General features: G+C 55.7%; 18 protein-coding genes. 10 read left to right on the plus strand and 8 right to left on the minus strand.

All coding sequences use genetic code 11. From position 1 onward, the window contains the following. Positions 1 to 104: 104 nt before the first annotated feature. Positions 105 to 1535 (minus strand): hydroxysqualene dehydroxylase, encoded by a 1431-nt coding sequence (locus tag PN477_RS13915; RefSeq protein WP_272116269.1) that lies wholly within the window; start codon positions 1533 to 1535, stop codon positions 105 to 107. A gap of 241 nt (positions 1536 to 1776) precedes the next feature. Between PN477_RS13915 and PN477_RS13920 the strand changes: the two genes are divergently transcribed. Next, positions 1777 to 4425 carry a TIGR03960 family B12-binding radical SAM protein gene (locus PN477_RS13920; protein ID WP_272116271.1) on the plus strand — a complete coding sequence of 883 codons (2649 nt, stop codon included), beginning with the start codon at positions 1777 to 1779 and terminating at the stop codon, positions 4423 to 4425. A gap of 349 nt (positions 4426 to 4774) precedes the next feature. On the opposite strand, the gene PN477_RS13925 is transcribed toward PN477_RS13920, so the two are convergent. The 3 genes from PN477_RS13925 to PN477_RS13935 form a co-directional block, all read right to left on the minus strand. Continuing rightward, positions 4775 to 5098 (minus strand): hypothetical protein, encoded by a 324-nt coding sequence (locus tag PN477_RS13925; protein ID WP_272116273.1) that lies wholly within the window; start codon positions 5096 to 5098, stop codon positions 4775 to 4777. A gap of 137 nt (positions 5099 to 5235) precedes the next feature. Further along, a complete protein-coding gene (locus PN477_RS13930; RefSeq protein ID WP_272116275.1) occupies positions 5236 to 5895 on the minus strand; it encodes a hypothetical protein in 660 nt (219 codons plus the stop codon). A gap of 7 nt (positions 5896 to 5902) precedes the next feature. Then, complete coding sequence (locus PN477_RS13935; protein ID WP_272116277.1) at positions 5903 to 6982, minus strand: glycosyl transferase; 1080 nt, start codon at positions 6980 to 6982, stop codon at positions 5903 to 5905. A gap of 459 nt (positions 6983 to 7441) precedes the next feature. Between PN477_RS13935 and PN477_RS13940 the strand changes: the two genes are divergently transcribed. Next, a complete protein-coding gene (locus tag PN477_RS13940; protein WP_272147355.1) occupies positions 7442 to 8779 on the plus strand; it encodes a CapA family protein in 1338 nt (445 codons plus the stop codon). 173 nt (positions 8780 to 8952) lie between these two features. On the opposite strand, the gene sir is transcribed toward PN477_RS13940, so the two are convergent. After that, on the minus strand, positions 8953 to 10854 hold the full coding sequence (sir, locus tag PN477_RS13945) for a sulfite reductase, ferredoxin dependent (protein WP_272116282.1): 1902 nt from the start codon (positions 10852 to 10854) through the stop codon (positions 8953 to 8955). 281 nt (positions 10855 to 11135) lie between these two features. Between sir and PN477_RS13950 the strand changes: the two genes are divergently transcribed. The 3 genes from PN477_RS13950 to glyS all read left to right on the plus strand — a co-directional run bounded on the left by PN477_RS13950 (position 11136) and on the right by glyS (position 15318). Next, the gene (locus PN477_RS13950; RefSeq protein ID WP_272116285.1) at positions 11136 to 11534 is read left to right on the plus strand and encodes a hypothetical protein; all 399 of its coding nucleotides are present in this window, start codon (positions 11136 to 11138) and stop codon (positions 11532 to 11534) included. Between the two features lie 145 nt (positions 11535 to 11679). Next, the gene (locus PN477_RS13955) at positions 11680 to 13089 is read left to right on the plus strand and encodes an LCP family protein (RefSeq protein WP_272147356.1); all 1410 of its coding nucleotides are present in this window, start codon (positions 11680 to 11682) and stop codon (positions 13087 to 13089) included. A gap of 90 nt (positions 13090 to 13179) precedes the next feature. Further along, positions 13180 to 15318, plus strand: a complete 2139-nt coding sequence (gene glyS / locus PN477_RS13960; RefSeq protein WP_272116289.1) for a glycine--tRNA ligase subunit beta — start codon at positions 13180 to 13182, stop codon at positions 15316 to 15318. A gap of 72 nt (positions 15319 to 15390) precedes the next feature. Here glyS and rimK read toward each other — a convergent pair whose 3' ends face one another. The 3 genes from rimK to PN477_RS13975 form a co-directional block, all read right to left on the minus strand. Then, positions 15391 to 16296, minus strand: a complete 906-nt coding sequence (gene rimK / locus PN477_RS13965; RefSeq protein ID WP_272116291.1) for a 30S ribosomal protein S6--L-glutamate ligase — start codon at positions 16294 to 16296, stop codon at positions 15391 to 15393. Positions 16297 to 16405: 109 nt separating this feature from the next. Continuing rightward, positions 16406 to 16825 (minus strand): ATP-dependent zinc protease family protein, encoded by a 420-nt coding sequence (locus tag PN477_RS13970; RefSeq protein WP_272147357.1) that lies wholly within the window; start codon positions 16823 to 16825, stop codon positions 16406 to 16408. Positions 16826 to 17002: 177 nt separating this feature from the next. Next, positions 17003 to 17491, minus strand: coding sequence for a hypothetical protein (locus PN477_RS13975; RefSeq protein WP_272116295.1), 489 nt, complete (start codon positions 17489 to 17491; stop codon positions 17003 to 17005). A 247-nt stretch (positions 17492 to 17738) separates the two neighbouring features. Between PN477_RS13975 and PN477_RS13980 the strand changes: the two genes are divergently transcribed. The 5 genes from PN477_RS13980 (at position 17739) to PN477_RS14000 (ending at position 21304) form a co-directional block, all read left to right on the plus strand. After that, positions 17739 to 17909, plus strand: coding sequence for a hypothetical protein (locus PN477_RS13980; protein WP_272116297.1), 171 nt, complete (start codon positions 17739 to 17741; stop codon positions 17907 to 17909). A 64-nt stretch (positions 17910 to 17973) separates the two neighbouring features. Beyond that, on the plus strand, positions 17974 to 18660 hold the full coding sequence (locus PN477_RS13985) for a hypothetical protein (RefSeq protein ID WP_272116299.1): 687 nt from the start codon (positions 17974 to 17976) through the stop codon (positions 18658 to 18660). A gap of 259 nt (positions 18661 to 18919) precedes the next feature. Next, positions 18920 to 19264 carry a hypothetical protein gene (locus PN477_RS13990; RefSeq protein WP_272116302.1) on the plus strand — a complete coding sequence of 115 codons (345 nt, stop codon included), beginning with the start codon at positions 18920 to 18922 and terminating at the stop codon, positions 19262 to 19264. 163 nt (positions 19265 to 19427) lie between these two features. After that, positions 19428 to 20618: a sensor histidine kinase gene (locus tag PN477_RS13995; RefSeq protein WP_272116304.1), complete on the plus strand. Its 1191-nt coding sequence runs from the start codon at positions 19428 to 19430 to the stop codon at positions 20616 to 20618. After that, positions 20615 to 21304, plus strand: a complete 690-nt coding sequence (locus PN477_RS14000; RefSeq protein WP_272116306.1) for a response regulator — start codon at positions 20615 to 20617, stop codon at positions 21302 to 21304. Before PN477_RS13995 ends, PN477_RS14000 begins: the two co-directional genes overlap by 4 nt. Positions 21305 to 21492 lie beyond the last annotated feature (188 nt).

The raw sequence follows: 21492 nt of genomic DNA on the forward strand, positions 1-21492 counted from the left end.
AATTAAAGGACTCGCTGTCGCTCGATTTGTTTGTTGGTGCAAATTCATCTCGCCACTAAAAGGCATGTCCGCCGTTACCTTCGGTAACTCTACTCGGACTCGCTTTATAGTGGGAGTCTTCTTTGCACATTTAAGATAATCTCGGCGGGTTTGCCCCGTTTCAACTGTTGACAGACCAGGTTAGCCGCCTCTAAGCCCGTCACATAGGCTTTTTCCTGCGACCACGACCCATGATCCGTAATTACCCAATCGCCACTGAACAAGAGGTTAGGGATCGGACTTTGGGCCCGCTGGAGGTGTTGATAGCTACCCGGTGCGAAATGGGTCACGCCTTGACTGACCCGGATGAAGCGTTGATCGACAATAGTCGCCTCGCTGAATTCGGGAATGCAGGTGATTAAATCCTGGTGAATTTTGCGGCTGAGGTCAGCATCATTCATCGCCAGTAATTGATTAGCGTGGTAAAAATCCACTTCAATCACGCTGCCCCGCTCATTGTGATATTCATCATGGAGGGTGTTGAGGTCGAAAAATGTCCAGCCGGTGGTGTCGTCAAAGCCAAAACAGGCGTTAGAGGGCTGGGGAATCTTCACCTTGCGATCGAACCAGAGCCGACTGGCGAGCACATCAATACCGCCCAAATTCAAGAGATTCCGAAATTCTGGATATTGGGCCAGGGTGGAACTGGCTTGGACGAGTTTTTTCATCCCGCTAATGCTGACGGCGAAGATCACCGCATCGGCGGGCAGTTGGCGATCGCCACAGATCACCCCGGTCGCCTGCCCCTGATGATTGAGCACCACATCCGTCACTTGATGATTCGTCAAGACCTTGCCGCCTAGGGCTTCAATTTGCTGCACCCAGGGCCGAAAAATCATCTCGCCCACCGTCCCCCGACACCACACCACATCAAAATCCGGCTGATGGGCCAAAATAAAGTAGTACAACATCCCCAAGGCCGCCGCCGCGCTGCACTGTTCCCCCGGCGCAAACAGCCCCACCAACAGCATCGGGTTAAAGGCATCGGTATAAAGCCGCTCCGATACGCCGTAGGCCTGGAATAGTTCCCGCGCCGTCCGTTTGTCGTAGCGTCGCCACGCCTCCTCAGAATTATCGAAATCGATCACCGCCCGGAGCAGCGGCAGGGCAGAGAGGCGATCGCTCAAGGGCAAACGCGGGAATTGGGTATAGAGAAACGTACCGAGGGGGGAGGGGAGACGGAATTCCTGCTGAAACAGAGGTGCGATCGCTTCTAATCCCTGGGGTGAATATTGATGGGACTGGGTGAAGGGGGTAAAGGGCTTCAATCCCAGGTCTTTCACCCGTTTAAAAATATTGCGATAGGGATACCAAAACCCATGGATTCCCCCCTCAAGCGATCGCCCATCCGCCGTCCGCCACCCCGCCACCAATCCCCCCGGCTGGGCACTGGCTTCGAGCAGCGTCACATCATAGCCCTGCCGCACCAGATGATCCGTCGCCCCCAATCCGGCCCAGCCTGCCCCCACCACAATCACCCGTTTTTTCGCCACCATGACCCGTTTTTGCTTGTCTGTATCAATGGTTTAGATTGTACCGAGGGTTGTGCGATCGGTTTCCCTCATCCCCGACCCTTCTCCCCCAGGAGAAGGGAGCCAGAAGCCCTCTCCTGGGGGAGAGGGTTGGGTGAGGGGTTTAGGGAGATACTGCTCAGCCTTCAAGATGAATGCTCACCCTGCCCCGCTTCCAGGGTCTCCTACGCTAAAATAGGGCACTGAAGATTCGGAGAGCATCCCCTTGACCGTTACCGTAGACCAACTCCTCACCCCCGAAATCAATAAACCCGCTCGTTACTTGGGTAATGAATTGGGCGCGGTGCATAAACCCTGGGACAAAGCGACGGTGCGCTGGGTGCTGACCTACCCGGAAATTTACGAGGTGGGCGCGTCGAACCTGGGGCATATTATTCTCTACAACATCCTCAATGCCCAGCCGCGTCAACTGTGCGATCGCGCCTACCTCCCCGCCCCCGATCTGGCGACTAAATTGCGCGATACGGATACGCCCCTGTTTGCCTTGGAATCGCGGCGTTTTCTCACGGATTTTGATATTCTCGGCTTCAGTCTGAGTTATGAACTGGGGGCGACGAACATCCTGGAAATGCTCACCCTGGCGCAAATTCCCCTCACCGCCGCCGAACGGTGCGATCGCCCCGACATTCCCCTGATCTTCGCCGGGGGACAAACCGCTACATCAAACCCTGAACCCTTTTCTGACTTCCTCGACTTCTTCGCCCTGGGGGATGGGGAAGAATTACTGCCGGAAATTGGCCTAGTGATCGCCGAAGGGAAAGCCGCCGGCCTGAGTAAGCGCGATCTCCTCCTCGACCTGGCCCAAGTGCCGGGGGTCTATGTGCCGCTGTATTACGACCAAACCGAAACGGGCGCAGTGGTTCCCAACCATCCCGACGTGCCGCCCCGTGTGCTGCGCCGCGTCGCTGCCCCGATGCCGGCCTATTCCATCGGCCTTGTGCCCTACGTGGAGACCGTTCACGATCGCCTCACGGTGGAAATTCGGCGGGGCTGTACGCGGGGCTGTCGATTCTGTCAGCCGGGGATGTTGACACGACCGGCGCGGGATGTGGAGCCGGAAAAGGTGGTGGATGCGATCGAACAGGGGATGCGGGCTACGGGGTATAACGAGTTTTCGCTGCTGTCCCTCAGTTGTTCGGACTATCTCGCCCTGCCCGCCGTGGGGATGGAAATTAAAAACCGCCTCAAGGATGAAAATATTTCCCTCAATTTGCCCAGTCAACGGGTCGATCGTTTTGATGAAAATATCGCCAATATTCTCGGCGGCACGCGCCAAGCGGGCCTCACCTTCGCCCCCGAAGCCGGAACCCAACGGATGCGCGACGTGATTAACAAAGGTCTCACCAATGAAGAACTGCTGCGGGGGATTAAAACCGCCGTCGAGCAGGGGTGGGATAAGGTGAAACTCTATTTCATGATTGGCTTGCCGGGGGAAACCGATGTGGATGTGCTGGGGATCGCCGAAACCCTGCGCTGGTTGCGGAGTGAATGCGCCATCCAAGGGCGGAAACGGTTGGAATTTACGGTAACGATTTCCAATTTCACGCCGAAACCCCATACGCCGTTTCAGTGGCATTCGGTATCCACGGCGGAATTTTTGCGTAAACAGGACTTGCTGCGGGCGGAATTGAAACGGCTGCGGGGGGTGAAGGCGAATTTTACCGATGTGCGGATTTCGGCGATGGAGGATTTTGTTGGGCGGGGCGATCGCACCCTCGGCCGGGTAATTCGTCGCGCTTGGGAATTGGGGGCGGGGATGGATTCTTGGTGGGAAAGTATCGATCGCGCCTATGGAGCCTGGGAAGACGCGATCGCCGCCTCCGGCCTGACCTGGAAATATCGCAAAATCGAAAACGGCGAATGGAACGTGATGGATGCGGACAACACCGCCACAGGCCGCACCGCAACCCTCCGCGCCGCCTCCCCCCAATGGAAACGCCGCTTTGATTGGGACGAACGCCTCAACGCGCCGCTACCCTGGGATCACATCAATACCGGCATTGATAAAGAATGGCTCAAAGCGGATCTCCAACGGGCCTTAGAAGAAACAATTGTGCCGGACTGTGCCTTTGAGGGGTGCTCTCAATGTGGGATCTGTGGCGAGGCCTTTGGGGACAATATTGTTCAAGATGTGCCGCCGATTCCAGCCTTTGAGGGTCAGTTTCGCCCCAACAGCACCCGCGCCCAACGGCTCCGGGTTTGGTTCGGCAAGTTGGGCGAGTTCCGGCTCTTGAGTCATCTTGACCTAGTGCGTTTATTTGACCGGATCACCCGGCGGGCATCGCTGCCAATTTCCTTCACTAATGGGTTCCATCCGGGGCCGAAAATTGCGATCGCCAATGCCCTCTCCCTCGGCATGACCAGCCAAGGCGAAATCGTCGATTTTGAACTCACCGAACCCATGGATCTAGAGGACTTTCGCCAGCGTTTAGAGGCAGCCTTCCCAGATGATCTGCCCCTTTACCGTGTTGAAGAAATCGACGTGAAAGCCCCCTCCGCCAATAAACTTCTGCGGGAAGCCCGTTACACCCTCGATCTCAGCACGGATCAACCTAATCCGGCTTGGGCGGATTGGATCGCCGCCGCCCTCGCCAGTGAGTCGATTCCTTTTGAGAAAATCACGAAATCCGGCAAGGTGAAGGAAATTAATCTGCGCGATCGCCTGATCAGCCTCGAACTCATCCAGGCCAACGACACCACCGCCCAAATCCGCTACACCGGCCAATGCACCAACGACGGCACGGTACTCCAGCCCGCCCATGTGGCCCATCTTCTCGCTCACATTTCCGGTCAAGCGATCGCCCTCACCCACGCCCATCGCGAAGCTCTCACCCTCGCCGACCCTCCCCACTAACGCCCCTAGTAGCATGACACGGGTTAATCGGTGGGTTACGGCGGATTTCTAAACTATAGTGATGGCGGGAGTATAAGCCGCCTAACCCACCTACGATAAATCATTATTTTAGCTGTGCCATAACAGTAGGGTGCTGTTAGCGAAGCGTAACGCACCGTCACGTTGAACTAGACTGCCCTAGTGTCGTGGCGCGTTTTAAAAGGTGGGTTACATCGGATTGTCAGATTGCAGTTATAACCTAAATTTTAGCCGCCTAACCCACCTACGATAAATCATTATTTTAGCTGTGCCATAACGGTAGGGTGCTGTTAGCGAAGCGTAACGCACCGTCACGCTGAACTAGACTGCCCTAGGCTACTTCATCAGGTTCATCAAGGTCATCGAGATCAGGATCATGATCATCAGAATCGGGATCATCCGTTGAGAGTCCGTCAGCGTCAGGTTCTGGATGATCTGAGGATTCAGCGTCGGCCTCGTCCCAGGGCGAATCATAGTGGTTCCAGGGCAAAATGGGCCGGTTTGGCGCTTTTTTGCTCAGAACGGTAATATTATCCGGGTCGGGTTCGGGCAAGTCCAAGGCATCCGCCGCTGGGACATCGGGGGATGGGTCAACTCCCTTGGGTTTGGGGGGAGATGGGTCTTGGGTGGGACGAGGGCTAGGATCAGAGTTCATGGAGTGATCTCCTGCAAGGACGACAGCGGTTGAACGGACTGGATATCCTTGGGCTGCGATCGCACCTCAACGATCGGGTTAAAACCGCATAATCTTGGCAACATCATTATTTTACTCCTTCTCCGGTAAGACCCAAGTTATAGAGAATAACTGTACTGCAATGCGGGAAAAAAGAACGCCACAACGGTATGCATCATAATCACAAAGGCGATCGCCCACGTCACATAGGCCGCATAGTTTAACGTTTGAGACACATCATCAATCCGCTGTTGATTGGCTTGATAAGTATGCACCAAATTCACCATCATTCGGAGTTGATATTCTTCGGGAGTTAGCGTCAGATAACGTTCCAAAAATTTGTTGTCGCCTAAGTTCGGACTAATGGCAATCTGACGCGGCAAAAAGGCATTAATTAGCAGCGTAAAATTCACCAAAAACCCGACAATTTCCGCCATACTAAAGGGACTCGGAATAAACATTAACCGCGACAGGGTGAGACTGGTGAGTAATGCCCCATTCACCACAAATAAAATATTCAATTTTGTGGTTAATAATTGCCCCTGTTGACGTTGCTGATTTAACACCGATCGCACATCTTGGGCCGCGAGGGCGATCGTGCTCCAAAACCGTTGTTGTTTTTTCGGCGGGGGGTCGGTGGCGGGGGGAGCTTCTAGGGGAATGTCTGAGATCGTCGCCTCATCATTGGGATTAATGTCCTGGACGGTATGAATGTCCTGGACGGTTGTCTCTGGCACGGTCTGGGCCGATGACTGCCACAGGCGGGCAGCCCGTTGCAAAACCGTGTTAGGGAAGGAGGTGTTCGAGGATAGCGGTAGCGATGATCTCAGTTCCATTGCAGGCGATTGGGTGTGAAGATTGGGGCGGGTCGAGGGGCTGCTCCAAAGCATCCCAATCGCCTTGAAAAAAGCGGACAGCATCAAGGATTTTGTGGTCGCTATACTGCTGCAATCCCTGCATCAAGAGCGGGGTTTCGGCAAAACCATCCCGCTGGAGTGAAACAATTGGAATTTTTAACCGAATGGCTTCGGAAAAGGTGCTAAATCCCGGTTTTGAGATCACACGATCGCACAATGGCATTAGATCCACTGGACGATACTGACGATCACGAATGGGAAGCAGGTTGGGAAGATCTGGAGCGTGACGATCGAAGGTAATGAACTGCCAATTAGGGTAGTCCTTAACTCTATTATAGGGAATCTGCTGAATTCCTAAACCCCCAAAGGTGAGTAATAGGGTCTTTTCTCGGTTTGGGATGAGGTTAAATCGGGTTTCGAGTTCGGCCCGGCTGTAGCGGGGTGTGCCGCCGGTTAACCCCACATCGGTCATGTTTGGAAAGGCGGTCATGGGTTCATGAAATGGCAACCGAAAGAGGCGATCGCACTGCCCAAAACAGTCCCCAATCCAATCCGCGAGGGGGATAAACTCACCCCCCCAATGGCGATAGATGAAATCCCAGCCAAAATTCCCCATCATCCAGACCGGAATGCCCGCTGCTGCTCCGATCGAAGCCGCCAAGGGGGGAATGTCGCCGAGGATTAAATCCACTTCATTTGTCCAGAGATATTCCACTTCTCTGGCGATGATCTGGGGGGCGCGATCGCGCAATTGCTGCAACTGTGTCAGGGTGGCAGCGAGATCCATCGTTAAACTATCGGGTTGAATCACGCCCACATCGTAGGCTCGCGGTCGTAGAATAAAATCCCCCGGTAGGTAGCTTGCGAGGAGCCAACGGGGGGCGGTGGTGGTCAAAATAATCAGCACATCGGGGCAGCGGCGTTGAACTTCGGCGGCGACGGCGGTGAGGCGGGTGGCATGGCCAAAGCCGTGATTGGTGATCGCACAGTAGAGGGTGGGTCGAGACATGGAAGAGCGGCCGAGTAGGGGAACTTGAGGGCAAGAATACCAGGAATTGCAGCGGCTCAGCCGGGGGGAGGCGATCGCGACTCCTCAACCCCATTTCCCGATGATCCAGGGGACAGGATCAAGCCCGGCTAGAATTGTGCGATCCTGTCGGAATTAACGGAAAAACTGCTGTATAGTGGCGAGTGATGACCCCAACCGAAAGCGGGTCGGGTCTTTGTGGCCGTCAAGAATTGAGACCAAACCCTCAACAACTTTTCAGGCTCAGAGGATCGATATAGCACTAGCCAGAGCGGTTAGGACATTCAGAGACTCTGGAACAAGGGGTTTTAAGCCCCTTGCCTGTCCGAATACCCTTGTTGATTGCTATACATCACAGATAGGGGCGATCGCTTCCGATGGTTGGATGGGTAATTTGCGTTACTCCTCAACGTGGCTCAGTATATTTGGTGTGAGGATATTGTGTTTGTTAATCGATCAGCGTTAGTTGCAATTCTGACCGAGGTGACTCAACGGAGCCAAAACCATTGGCGGGTTGTCCAAACTTGGTCGGATGAGTTGACCGTGGGCAATAAGATCATGCTGCGGCTGTTGCTCTGTAGTGCGAGTTTTTTGGTGGGTGTGGGGTACGGCGATCGCCAAGACATCCCGAACCCGGATCTTCTCCTCACAGATACGCCCAGCGTACCCGCCGATGTGGCCGAACCCACTGCCGCCTCCACGACCCCCCCGGCGGAGGTAGACCCCACGCCACAACCCAGCCCGGAACCGACCCCAACTCCACAACCCAGCCCCACCCCGGAACCGAGTCCTGTGACCGAAGTAGAGCCGACCCGAATTCGGATTCGGGCCGTGGGGGACATTGTGCCCGGCACGAATTTTCCGAATAATCGCCTCCATCCTCAGCCCCAGGTGTTGTTTGAAGAGATGGCCCCGATTTTGCAGGGGGCAGATGTGACCTTTGGGAATTTTGAGAGTACCTTGACGCGATCGCCCCATTCCCGCAAAGATGTGAGCCGCCCCAACGTCTTCGCCTTTCGGAACCCCCCTGAGTATGCCCAACTGCTGCGGAATGTGGGGTTTGATGTTCTCAGTGTGGCGAATAATCACTCCCTGGATTTTGGGACGCAAGGGTTTCAAGACACGATCGCCCACATTGAAGCGGCAGGCATGGCAGCGGTGGGCGACAAAGGCAAAATCGTCTATACCGACATTAACGGAGTAACGATCGGCTGGATTGGCTTTAGTTATGGGCGGGAACACAATACGATTTTGGCTCTGGGCAGTGCGCGATCGCTCGTCCTTACCGCCCAGGCAAACGCGGATTTTGTCGTCGTCTCCTACCACGGTGGCGCAGAAGGCACAAGCGCCATGGCCACCCGCAACCAAACGGAATACTTCTACGGCGAAAATCGTGGCAACGTGGTGGAGTTCTCCCGTCAGATGGTGGATGCGGGGGCGGATCTCGTCCTCGGTCATGGCCCCCATGTGCCCCGCGCCATGGAACTCTACAACGGTCGCCTGATCGCCTATTCCCTCGGCAACTTCGTCGGCTATCGCACCCTCTCCACCCGAGCCCAACTCGCCTATTCCCTCGTCTTGGAAGTGGAAGTGGATGAAAACGGCGTATTCCAACGGGGCCAAATTTACCCCGTCCTGATCTCTCCCGGCGGCATCCCCCAACGCTCCACCCGCAGCGAAAGTATCGCCCTGATCCGGCGGCTAACGGCGACGGATTTTCCCGGCTCTCCCTTGGTGATTACCCTCGATGGCCGTTTACAATTGCCCGAACAGAATTAATCCCAATTCTTGAGTTTCGGTTAGGCATTTCCCATGGCACGGGTTTGGTGACCAAACCCCTACGGGAGCGATGGGGTAGGGGTTTGGTTGCCAAACCCGGATTGGGTCGAACTCACGTTTTTTAGAATTGATATGAGGCAGGGGATGCGATCGCATCCCCTGGAGAATCTCGATTAATCATCGAGATAGGCATTGAGGGCATCGGCCACCAATTGGGTCATGGAAATGTTGGTGGTTGCGGCTTTGGTTTTGAGTTTGGCGTAGATGTCGTCATGGATGCCGACCCGGTAGCGGATGCGGCGGCCCGTTTTGCGGGGTTCATAGGTAGAGGCAAAAGCCCGCAGGGTATCAAACCCGACGCGATCGCAAAATTCCCCAAAACTTTCTGTCCCTTGGCGCTGCTCCCGGAAACAGACGAACAACGGTTCGAGGAAGGTTTCCAGGTCGCGATCGGGGACTTTTTGGGCGTAGGGTCGCGCCAGGGTGGTTTGATTGGGGCTGCCGCCGAGCCAAATTTGATAGGCTTCGGGGCCACTGCCCACAAACCCCAATTCCGCCATGTAGGGACGGGCGCAGCCGTTGGGGCAGCCGGTCATCCGAATCACGAAGGTTTCATCGCCGAGCTTCAGGGTTTTGAGCAGGGCTTGGATGCGATCGATGATGCTGGGCAGGATGCGCTCGGATTCGGTAATTGCCAGACCACAGAGGGGCAGGGCCGGGCAGGCCATGGCGGTACGGTGCAGGGGCGCGATCGCATCGGGATCGGTGACAATGCCGTGCTGCTGGAGAATGGCGGTAATGCGATCGCGGTGGGCCGGGTCGATTTCGTACAGAATCACGTTATGGTTCGCCGTCAAGCGCATCGGCAGGTGAAACGCTTCGATCACCGTGCGCAGGGCGGCTTTGAGTTGAAACTCGCCCTCATCCTTGACCCGACCATTTTCAATCGACAGGCCAAAAAAGAGCTTCCCATCACCCTGTTCATGCCAACCGAGATAATCAAAATACTGCCAAGCGGGGAGGGGTTGAGCCGGGGCGATCGCTTGACCAAAATACTGCTCCACTTGGGCTTTGAACTTCGCCACCCCCCAATCATGGAGGAGATATTTCATCCGGGCATGGCGGCGATTGTGGCGATCGCCATAGTCCCGCTGGGTTGCCACCACCGCCTTCACCAGATCAAACACATCCGCCTTCGCCACATAGCCAATCTCATCCGCCATCCGGGCAAAGGTCTCTTCCTTGTTATGGGTGCGCCCCATGCCGCCCCCCGCATAGACATTAAACCCCTGTAACGCCCCGTGATCATCGGTGATCACCACGAGGCCCAAATCATGGGTATAGAGATCAATCGAGTTATCCCCCGGCACTGTCACCACGCATTTAAACTTGCGGGGCATGTAGTGCGTGCCGTAGATCGGTTCTTCGGACTGGGTGAAGTTGGTGTTATGGGTATTTTTCGCCCGCGCTTCCTTCACTTCGGGGGCTTCTTCGGCACTGATCACCCGTTCCCCATCGAGCCAAATTTCGTAATAGGCTCCCGTTTGGGGGGTGAGCAGATCGGCAATTTTATCGGCGTATTCCCAGGCATAGCCATAGGCCGCCTGATTTTTATAGGGCGCAGGTGGGGCCATCACATTGCGGTTTAAATCCCCACAAGCCCCTAGGGTAGACCCCATACTCCGCACCATGTCACTGATCACCGTTTTGAGGTTGCGTTTGAGCACGCCATGGAGTTGAAACCCTTGGCGGGTGGTGGTGCGGAGGGTGTGGTTACCGTATTGATCGCAGAGGCGATCGAGGGTGAGGTACAGTTCTGGGGGGATGAAACCGCCGGGGCTGCGGGTGCGGAGCATCATTTGATAGTCCTTCTCTTGACCCTTGACGCGGTTGTCGCGGTTGTCCTGCTGGTAGGAGCCGTGAAATTTGAGGAGTTGAACCGCAGCTTCGGTGAAGTGGGTGGTGTCTTCGAGAAGTTCGGTGGCGAGGGGTTCCCGGAGTTGGTTGCTGCGTTCTTTGATGCCTTCGAGCTTGGAGGGGGCTTTGGGCGTGGGGTTGATGGGGGTCTGAACCATAGGACGAATCGATTAGAACTATCTATAACGTTGAGGGATTGTGACCGACAATTGCGAAATCTACGGGCCGTGTTAAGTTTTATGTCCGGTAAATCGGTCGGGATTGTGGTCTTTCATTATACCAAGCCCGGTCAGATGCGATCGCACAATCTCCCCCCCATCCGCCTCGCCCGGCTAATCCCCCCCTTGCCGCAGGTCGGCATTCAATTGCATGGGAACTCAAGCAAAATGGGATTAGGATGGACAACAAAGCCCGCCGTTTTCTGTGAGGCGATCGCACCATGGCTACGCCTGATCCATTCTACGAGCAACCCCTCCAACGCCTTCAACTGTTTTTCACCCTCGTGCCGGTGTTCGGGTCGATGCCGGCGCTGTGGTTTTTGATCCATCCCCAGAGTTCCCCCCAGCAAAAAGCGACCAGTCGTTTAGCCTTGCTCCTCTTGGGGCTGTGGATTGGTGCGTCGGCGGTGACCGGGTTGGGGATTGCCCAAGCGGCGGATACGGTGTTTCGGTTTCGCCTCTTGTTTTTTGATGGAACCCTAACGAGTCTTTACGTCTTAACCTGTGTGGGGTTAATGGTGCGTGTCTGGCAACGGCGATCGCTCCGCATTCCGGGGTTGAGTCCCGCTGCCCAGCGCCTCTTTAGGTCTCCCTCGGATCATTCCACCAACAGCCGTTAACCCCTCAAAATGACCCCTTTCAACGGATAATTAAAGAGGTCATTTTTAGCGTTTTCCACGGAAAGACTGCATCGGTGTGTGAATTAAAACGTTGCTAAGACTCATCTTGTCAGTTTAGATTACTGAGGAACTTCCTCGCTCAGCCGTGAAGAAATCTGTGGCCAAACAAAGTAACCTCCGACCGCAACCCACTCGTAAACCCACAGCTTCCGCCCAGTATCGGAAGAAAAGCCGGGGCAAGGCTTCCCCAAAACCGCGTTGGCTGTGGATTTGGTTGGGATTGACCGGGATCGGGATGGTGTCGGCGATCGCGGGCGCACTGTTAGCGATTTCCCTCTCTGCTACTCCCCTGCGGCGCGTGCTCCTCTCCTCAGACGATGCCTCGATCTTCTCCGACGACCAGGCCATCACCTACGACAGCCTCAGCTTTCCCAAACTCACCCGCCCCGTCAATCTCCTCATTCTCGGCACAAAAGTCCTCACCTCCGACCTCGAAGGCTCCCCCCGCAATGATTTGGGCTACCATGCCCTCGTTGATTCCTTCGATGGATTAGCCGACACGATGCTGCTGATCCGCTTCGATCCGGAACGGTTTCGCCTTGCTGCCCTTTCCATTCCCCGCGACACCCAAGTGTATATCGAGGGCTACGGCGAAATGAAAATCAACGCCGCCAACCATTACGGCGGCGCACCCTTAACCGCCCGCACCGTCAGCCGCACCCTCGACGGCGTACCCATCGATCGCTATCTACGGATTAATGTGCAGGGGGTGGAAAAACTGATCGATGCCTTGGGAGGGGTGACGGTGTACGTCCCCAAGGATATGAAGTACACCGACCACAGCCAACACCTCTACATTGATCTCAAGGAAGGTGAACAGCACCTCGACGGCGAAAAGGCGATGCAGTTTTTGCGGTTTCGCTACGACAAATATGGCGATATTGGCCGGGTGCAGCGGCAACAGGTGTTAATCCGGGCGGTGATTGAACAGGCATTGCGTCCCCAAACGCTGCTGAAGTTGCCGAAGCTGTTCAATGTGGTCAAGGAAAGTATTGATACGAATTTGACTGTGGAAGAATTGGCGGCGCTGGCGGGGTTTGCGGCCAATACGAAGCGGGATGATGTGCAGATGTTGATGCTGCCGGGGTCGTTTAATGGGACGGGAGAGCAGGGGGTGAGTTATTGGATTCCCAACGAGCGGGGGATTCAGCAGATGGTGGCGACCCATTTTGGCCAAGGGTACAGCTTGGGTGAGCTGCAAGGACCGGGGGCGGTGCGGGTGGCAATCCAAGACAGTACGGGCAGTGATGCGGCGATCGCAGCGGTGCAGGGGCAGTTGCGATCGCAGGGCTATGGCAATTTTTTTATGGGCGATCGCTGGCATGAACCCTTAGCCACCACCCGGATTATTGCCCAGCAAGGGGATGAACAACTGGCGATGCAATTGCAATTGGCCCTCGGCATTGGGGAAGTGCGCGTTGAAAGTACCGGCGAATTAAGTTCGGATCTGACGATCCAACTGGGGCAAGATTGGCCGAGTTTAAACCGTCCCTAGGGGAAAGCGATCGCACGTTCCCGACAGATGCAACAATGGGTTGGGAGGCCTGTGCCTCCTGATTAACGCTGTGACTGAATTTGAATTGTTATGCCGAATTTTTTACTCGAAGTTGGGACAGAAGAACTGCCGGCTGATTTTGTTGCCAGTGCGATCGCCCAATGGCAAACCCTTATTCCTGCCAGTCTCAGCGCCGCCACCCTCAGCCCGCAGCACTGTGCGATCTACGCCACACCGCGCCGCCTTGCCGTGGTCTTAACCGACGTGCCCGCCCAACAACCCAACCGCAGCGAAGAGCTTAAAGGCCCCCCCGTCAAAGCCGCCTTTAAAGACGGTCAACCGACTTCCGCCGCCACTGGCTTCGCCAAGAAGCAGGGGATCAGTGTTGATGATTTTGTGATTCGCGACACGCCCAAAGGGGAATTTATCTTTGTCACCAAGCACCATCTGGGGCAACCCGCCGCCGAACTCCTGCCGGACTTAGTGCAGCAGTGGATTACCGGACTAGAAGGGCGGCGTTTTATGCGCTGGGGCGATGGTGAATTGCGGTTTCCCCGGCCGATTCGCTGGTTAGTGACCCTCTGGGATGAAGCCGTGTTGCCCGTGACCCTGACCAGTGGATCGGATCGGATCGTCAGCGATCGCATCTCCCACGGTCACCGCATCCTCCATCCCGACCCCGTTAAAATTGCCGACCCGGCCAGCTACCGCGACACCCTTGCCGCCGCAGCCGTGATGGTTGATCCCGAAGCACGGCGATCGCACATTCTCGACCAAATTCACCACGCCGCCCAAAGCGTCAATGGCCGCGCCCTAATTCCCCCCGACCTCCTCGCCGAAGTGGTGAACCTCGTCGAAGCCCCCCATGCCGTCGTCGGAACCTTTGAAGCCGAATACCTCGCCCTCCCCTCGGAAGTGATCACCACCGTCATGGTCACCCATCAACGCTATTTCCCGATCCAAGACAACAACGGCGCACTCTTGCCCCACTTCATCACCATCGCCAACGGTGACCCCCAAAAAGCCGACATCATCGCCGCTGGCAATGCCCGCGTCATCCGCGCTCGTCTTGCCGATGGTAAATTCTTCTACGATGCCGACTGTGATGAACCCCTCGAAGCCAACCTCCCCCAACTGGAAACCATCACCTTCCAAGCGGATCTCGGCTCCATGCAGGTGAAAGTCGATCGCATCCTTGACCTCACCGCCGAAATCAGCCAGCAACTCAATCTACCGCCCGACCTCGCCGCCACCATCGAACGCGCCGCCCTCCTCTGCAAAGCCGACCTCGTTTCCCAGATGGTCTACGAATTCCCGGAACTTCAGGGCATTATGGGGGAAAAATACGCCCGCATCAGTGGGGAATCGGACGAGGTGGCCCAGGCTATTTTTGAACATTACCTGCCCCGGGGAGCCGATGATGATCTACCCCAAACCCTGGCGGGGCAAGTGGTGGGCATTGCCGATCGCCTCGATTCCTTGGTGAGTATTTTTGGCTTGGGGATGATTCCCACGGGGTCTTCTGATCCCTTTGCCCTGCGGCGGGCGGCCAATGCGGTGATTAACGTGATTTGGGTGGCGAATTTAGAGATTAATCTCCTCGATCTGCTCGAACAGTTTGCCGCTGCCTTTGTCAGTGCCCATGCCGAGTACGAATCGCCGTTCCCCGCCCTCCAGAGCTTTTTTATCCAACGGGCGCGGACATTGCTCCAAGATGAGTTAGGGATTGAGTATGACTTGGTAAATGCGGTGTTAGGGGAAGACGACCCCGACTATGAAGTGCGGGCGTTGCAAAATCTGCGTGATCTACGCGATCGCGCCTGCTTCCTCCAGTCTCTGCGCAAAAATCGAACCCTAGAGCTACTTTACGAAACCGTCAACCGTTCCACCCGCCTCGCTGCCAAAGGGTCACTCCCCACGGACGAACTCAACCCCTACGAGGTCATTCAATCCCACCTCTTTGAACAAGAGTCGGAACGGGAACTGTTCCAAACCCTCTGTAAATTGCTCCCCCAAACCCAACAAGCGATCGCTGAACGGGACTATCAACGCCTCGTAGATGGTCTCGCCGCCATTTCCCCCCACGTCACCCGCTTTTTCGATGGTGACGACAGCGTTTTGGTGATGGCCGAAGATCCCGATGTGCAAAATAATCGCCTCAATCTCCTCGGCTTGATTCGCAACCATGCCCGCGTCCTCGCCGACTTTGGCGCAATCCTCAAGCCCTAAGACACAACCCAGACAAGGGGCTTCAGCCCCTTGCACTCACGCTCTGATCACGAAGATCATGCCAATAACGATCTAAAACTGAATACGATCGCGGGTTCCGGTGTTTTTAGCATTCTTGGCGATAAATTCAATAATCTTACCGGCCACATCAACCCCCGTCGCCCGCTCGATGCCCTCCAACCCAGGGGATGAATTCACTTCCATCACCACCGGGCCATGGTGCGATCGCAACAAATCCACCCCCGCCACCCGCAGTCCCATCGCCTTCGCAGACCGCACCGCCGTACTCCGCTCCTCCGGCGTGAGCTTCACCCCCGCCGCCGACCCACCCCGATGGAGGTTGGAGCGGAACTCACCCGGCGGCCCCTGGCGTTTCATCGCGGCCACCACTTTACCCCCCACCACAAAACAGCGCAAATCCGCGCCCTTGGCTTCCTTGATATATTCCTGCACTAAAATATTGGCTTCGAGGCCGCGAAAGGCTTCAATCACCGATCGCGCCGCTGGTTTTGTTTCCGCCAACACCACCCCTAGGCCCTGCGTCCCTTCGAGGAGTTTAATCACCAAGGGTGCGCCCCCCACCGTATCGATCAGCCCGTCAATATCTTCCGTGGCATGGGCGAAGCCGGTCACCGGCAGACCGATGCCTTCACGGGCGAGAATCTGAAGGCAGCGCAGCTTATCGCGCGATCGCGAAATTGCCTGGGATTCATTGGCACTAAACACCCCCATCACCTCAAACTGTCGCACCACCGCCGTCCCATAAAATGTCCGCGATGCCCCAATGCGCGGAATGATCGCGTCAAAATTTTCCAGAATCTTACCGTTGTAGACAATGGTGGGATTGTGGGAGGTAATGTTCATGTAACAGCGAAGATAGTTCACCACCCGGATCTCATGCCCCCGTTCTTCCGCTGCTTCCCGGAGCCGACGGGTGGAATACAGAGAAGAATCTTGAGAAAGGATCGCGATTTTCATGATCAGTGGAGACAGAACAGGGTTAGGTTAATTATCTACCCATTGCGGGGTAGGTTTGAACGTCCTCGATAGAATTGCCGGGACGTTCGCAGGATTCAACAACGCGGGGTTAGGGATGCGATCGCTGCAAATACGATCGCCCCGGATCAACCCAAAAGCGCCGGCGAATCGCTTCTCGGCCCAACAACATCCGAAACCCCATCTGATCCCGACTCGTTAACGTCAGTTCAATGGGCCACGTTTGCTCACCCACCGTTACCCAAGTTTTCACCACCGGGCGCAGTTGGGCATGACCACCGGAACTTTTAACCGTGCGTTGGTCGAGAAGAGGTGCTTCCGCCTCGATGGTTAGGGCCGTCGAACGCTGCTGAGGATGCACTTTGAATTGCATCAAAACAATCCCGTCCCGCTCGATTTGTTCAATATCAAAGGCATGGAGCGCCGATGATCTCGCGCCGGTATCAATTTTGGCCTTAATCGGATCAATCCCCAAAGCGGGCAACGTCAAATATTCACGCCAACCGATCAATGGTAACGGTGAGGATGACACCGGAAACACCCCTTAATAACTATTTCGGTCTGATATGGGCTTGATCTTAGCGGTTCAGCTATGGCAAAGATAGGGCTTGACAAATCGTCTGCCCTATCTTGATCGGTGGGTCGGCAATCACAGCGATGATTCAGGGTGAAGTTCAGGAAATGGGGCTTATTCCCGGGCCGAGAGGCGATATTGTCGCCCCGGAACATCAGACCCCACCCAGACGTGATAGTCCCCAGCCGTCCAGTCTAAGCCTTGCAATACCGCATCTTCATTAAAGCCGCGCCCGATCGCACTACAGTAAATCGCCCCGTTGGGGTCTTGCACCATCACAATCGTCGGCTTGCCACCGTTGTTCACCGCCAAGCGGAGAGTTTCGATACTGGGATCTACGGTTAGGATGTGGTCAGGGGTTTCGCTGGTGTAAATGTCGGTGGCTTGGCAAGCGGGAGGCACGGCATTACCTCCCCGTTGAGCGGCCAGATCAGCGAGTTGGATCGCGCCGCCGGTGGTTCCCATGACCGTTGCCTTGGCACGATCAAAACCACGGGCAACCGCTAATTCACCAAAGTTAGCCTCTTGGGCCAAGCCGGGGCTAGCTCCTAAGCTGATGACTAAAGACAGGAATAGGGGATAGTACTGTCGGATCGATACCATGGTGTTAACCTCCTCAATCCCAGCAATGCAAGTTAGGCTTCTAGCTGCGATCGCAATGTGACGTGTTGATTCTGTAGCTGGGTGAATACCCTTAGTGTAAAAGCGAATCGAGGCAGAGTCACCCGACCATCAGCCAGTCCTGAAGCTGCCACACCCTCGCTCTCCATTCGCTCGTAGGGAAGTACAAAACGAATTCAATGGCTCTAAAACTGGTGTACATTCAAGTCTAGAGTTGAGAAAGCCCCCCATGCCTGTACTGATCGCCACGTTCCTAATCATCGGTTTGAATTGGCTGATTTCCGGTGTTGTGTCGGTGCAAGCGTTGGCGCTCTTGCGCGGGTTAGGCACAGTGGGGTGGTGGGTGATCGGGCTGCTGGGTTTGGGGGCGATCGCTTGGTGTTTTGGCGACGATCCCTAAGGGCCGATCCGGTTCCGTCGCGGCGTTCCTTGAAAACGTTACTATCCTTTTTTCATCCTGTTTTATGCGTCAGTCCTGGTATCTCTGCCTTGGTTTTGCGTCACTATTTACCCTGGGATTGACCCCGGCCCTCTGGGCCCAACCCCTGACCCCAGAAGCGGTGAACCTCGATCCGGACGTGGTGGAAGAAAGCCCCGTCCTCCAGCGTTGGCTAGAGGCTGTTCCCGATGTGGGGGATGACATTCGCCATGATCCGAGTTTTCGATCCCGGGTGCGTTTGGGCTACTCAAATTTTCCCTCGACGGCGGGGCAGGGGGGCTGGCACGTAGGCGTTGAAGATCTGTTTTTAGGGGACAGTGCCGCCACGGTGAGCGCGGGGTATCAAGGCACCTGGAGCGGCGATCGCGCCACTTGGGGCGGCGATTTGCGCTACTATCTCCGGCCCTTGGGGGACTATTTCAATGTCGCTCCCGTGGTGGGCTATCGTCACATCACCACCGAGGGTCAACAAACCGACGGGATCAATTTGGGAATTAAAGTCCAGTTTGCCCTGTCCCGCACGGGAGCGGCAGATCTTGCCCTACAGCAGAGTTTCGTCTCGGTGGGAACGGCGGCGGAAGTGGGGATTACCAGCCTGTCCTTGGGATATGCGATCGCGCCTCACCTCAGACTCGCCACCGATCTCGAAAAACAAAATTCTCGCTACGAAAAAGATAGTCGGGTCGGCATTTCCCTAGAATGGCTGTTTTGACCCTGGTTGACTGACTTGATAGCCCTCACCCCCAACCCCTCTCCCAGAGGGCGAGGGGAGCCGATTCATTTTCCCAGTTCCCTCTCCCAGAGGGCGAGGGCTAGGGTGAGGGCTTTCCGGGATCTGGCTAATTTTGTCAGTCAACCAGGTTTTGACCCCAATAGGTCAGATTTGTTCATACTTTGAAATGTTTGCACTCGTGTGTTCGGCTCAAGCGATAGGATATGAGCAGTTCAATCACGATTTTCTAGATAAGCGCGTGTTAGCCATTAATCTATTCACAGCATTAAGCGAGTTTTCCCGGATGCACTGCGGCGCGATCTGTGCCGTCTTGATTCCCTGCGTGCTGTTGGTCGCCATCTACACCTTGGTCTTGCTGTATTGGCAAAAACCGATCGCTACCCTCTGCACGACGGCAACGGTGGGAACGGGGTTGGCGATGATTCTTTTTCTCCATGTGTCCACTTGGTTCATGATTGGGGTGGTCACGCCGGTGACGTTTGTTTTGGCGGCGTTGGGGCTGACCTGTGTGGTGAGCAATTGGGCGGCGGTGGGATGGGGCTGGTGGCGATCGCACCACCGCCAAACCCCCAATTTGGTCTAGTCTGCTCTCTGGGGGTTCTGGGGGTTGGTCGCAGCGATCGCGTCAGCGGGACAACCTCAAACCCCCAGAATCATTCGCATCTCAGAAATCGGCGGTTATCATAGAAGTCTGAATCGATAGGCACGCAGAGTCCGCGTCCAAGGCCCCTCACCTGCGCCTCGTCATGTTCTCAGCCCAACCCTCTGTTTCGGAGCCACTGCCATCGCCGCCTCTCTCCGCCCTAGAGGCCGTGGCACACCAAACCCTAGATTCAATGTTGCTGGCGACGCGAGCGATCGCGATCTGGTGGGTGAGGGAATGCCCCAACGCCATCCCCCTCTGCCATTGCAACGAGCAGCACCCCCACTACAGCCCCGAACACCTCCACCAACTCCAACAGGATTGCCACCAAGTCAGCCGGGGTGAACCCAGTCACTTCACCACCATGCTTCGCCCATTGGCCTCCCGCCATCGCCACCTCACCCCCACGGTGCGTCACCTCACCGAACCCGCCGACCTCGGCATCTTGTACCATTACCCCTTGCCCAGTGGGAGTGCAACGCCCCACTATGCGGCCCTGTGGTGCGAAAAACGGCTCTCGAGCAATCAAACCCACTACCTTGAACAACTCCTTAGCCTCCTCTGTCACTACGCCCAAGCCACCCAGACCCTCGCCCACCAACAACAACGCCTCGACATTCTCCAGCAAACCCTCCAACGGGGCAAACATCAACTGCGCAGCCCCCTCGCCCTGATTCGCCTCTATGCGGAAAATCTCAAATTGGGGTTAGCGGATGAAACCCTCCAAGCCCAGGCCGATGTGATTCGGACAACGGCGACGGAATTGAGTGATAATCTCAAGAAATTACTGGATTTGCATGGGCCGCAATCGCTGCACTTGATGGCGACGAATCTACAGCAGGTGTTCGCGGATTTAGAAACGATGTTATTGCCGCAGTTAACCGAGCGGCGGGTGCAGTTAGCGATCGCCACTCAGCCCCTATGGATCTGGGTTGATCCGTGGAAATTAAAACAGGTGTTGGAAATTGTCGTGACCAATGCCCTGGAGTTTAGCCCGGTGGGGGGGACGGTGTCCTGTCGGGGGGCGGTATCGGGGGATTGGGTGCAGATTGCGATCGCCGATCAAGGGCCAGGCATTGCGCCGACGGTGTTGCCCCATATTTTCGAGCCGTTCTATTCCCAACGGTCAGGGGGAACGGGGTTAGGGTTAGCGATCGCCGCCGATATCATCCACGAACACCACGGCACGATTCGCGTCGAGAATCGTGCCCACGGCGGCGCAGCATTCCAGATCACCCTCCCCCATCCATCGAATCAGGGGACGCTGGGCGTGTTAGGGGAGTTTTGTTTATGAGCACAATTGCTGAATCGGTTTCTGTGGTGTTGATTGACGATGAGCCGCTGTTTCGGCAAGGCCTGCGCCGGTTTTTCAGTCTGTCTCACTCCGATACAGCGGTGAGGGTGCAGGTGGTGGGCGAGGCGGATTCCGTCGAACAGGGGTTAGATCTGATCCAAACCCGAAAGCCCGACATGATTCTGCTGGATATGGAGTTACCCCACCTGAATGGTTTGGATGCTCTGTTACACCTGAAGGAACAGGCCTACGCGGGGGATGTATTGGTGCTCTCGGCGCATCAGGATGATCAATGGATTTTTCTGGCGATGCAAAGTGGGGCGAAGGGCTATGTGTTTAAAGAGGCCGTCACGGAGCAACTGCCGACGGCGATCGCCACGGTGTTAGCGGGTAAAATCTACTTGGCTCCTGACGTGGCCACCTGTTTTTTTCGCCGTTTTCAAGACCTCGCCAGTCAATCCCTGCCCTTGGTGAAGTCCTTGCATTTAACTGAGCGCGAGCAGGATGTGCTGTATTGGTTGGTGCAGGGGGAGCCGAATACGCAGATCGCCCGTCATCTGTTTGTGACGGTGGCGACGGTGAAAGCCCATTTAACTTCGATTTTTGAAAAATTAGGGGTGTCGAGTCGTACCCAAGCCATTGTCAAGGCTTTACGCTTAGGATTGTTGACATACTCCTCGCGCTAAAGCGACGAGGATTCTGCGATCCTGGCGTAGCCAGCAAACCTTCGTTTGTCTTACGACTACTCTCGCACTAGACAATGCCCTGCCTAGCTGAATGATTCAGACTCCAGAGTTGGTTTTCTTCCTTTAGGCTTCATAGAACTGTTGAATCCTGCATTTTACCGCTAGCGATTCGTTTTTTATCCAACTAA

This window comes from Spirulina subsalsa CS-330 (genome assembly GCF_028330765.1).
Taxonomy (GTDB): domain Bacteria; phylum Cyanobacteriota; class Cyanobacteriia; order Cyanobacteriales; family Spirulinaceae; genus Spirulina; species Spirulina subsalsa_A.

Excerpts from the sequence above, each read along its gene's own strand:
- PN477_RS13915 (WP_272116269.1), bottom strand. The coding sequence starts at position 1,535 with ATGGTGGCGAAAAAACGGGTGATTGTGGTGGGGGCAGGCTGGGCCGGA.
- PN477_RS13925 (WP_272116273.1), bottom strand. The coding sequence starts at position 5,098 with ATGAACTCTGATCCTAGCCCTCGTCCCACCCAAGACCCATCTCCCCCC.
- PN477_RS13935 (WP_272116277.1), bottom strand. The coding sequence starts at position 6,982 with ATGTCTCGACCCACCCTCTACTGTGCGATCACCAATCACGGCTTTGGC.
- sir (WP_272116282.1), bottom strand. The coding sequence starts at position 10,854 with ATGGTTCAGACCCCCATCAACCCCACGCCCAAAGCCCCCTCCAAGCTC.
- PN477_RS13950 (WP_272116285.1), top strand. The coding sequence starts at position 11,136 with ATGGCTACGCCTGATCCATTCTACGAGCAACCCCTCCAACGCCTTCAA.
- glyS (WP_272116289.1), top strand. The coding sequence starts at position 13,180 with ATGCCGAATTTTTTACTCGAAGTTGGGACAGAAGAACTGCCGGCTGAT.
- rimK (WP_272116291.1), bottom strand. The coding sequence starts at position 16,296 with ATGAAAATCGCGATCCTTTCTCAAGATTCTTCTCTGTATTCCACCCGT.
- PN477_RS13975 (WP_272116295.1), bottom strand. The coding sequence starts at position 17,491 with ATGGTATCGATCCGACAGTACTATCCCCTATTCCTGTCTTTAGTCATC.
- PN477_RS13980 (WP_272116297.1), top strand. The coding sequence starts at position 17,739 with ATGCCTGTACTGATCGCCACGTTCCTAATCATCGGTTTGAATTGGCTG.
- PN477_RS13985 (WP_272116299.1), top strand. The coding sequence starts at position 17,974 with ATGCGTCAGTCCTGGTATCTCTGCCTTGGTTTTGCGTCACTATTTACC.
- PN477_RS13995 (WP_272116304.1), top strand. The coding sequence starts at position 19,428 with ATGTTCTCAGCCCAACCCTCTGTTTCGGAGCCACTGCCATCGCCGCCT.
- PN477_RS14000 (WP_272116306.1), top strand. The coding sequence starts at position 20,615 with ATGAGCACAATTGCTGAATCGGTTTCTGTGGTGTTGATTGACGATGAG.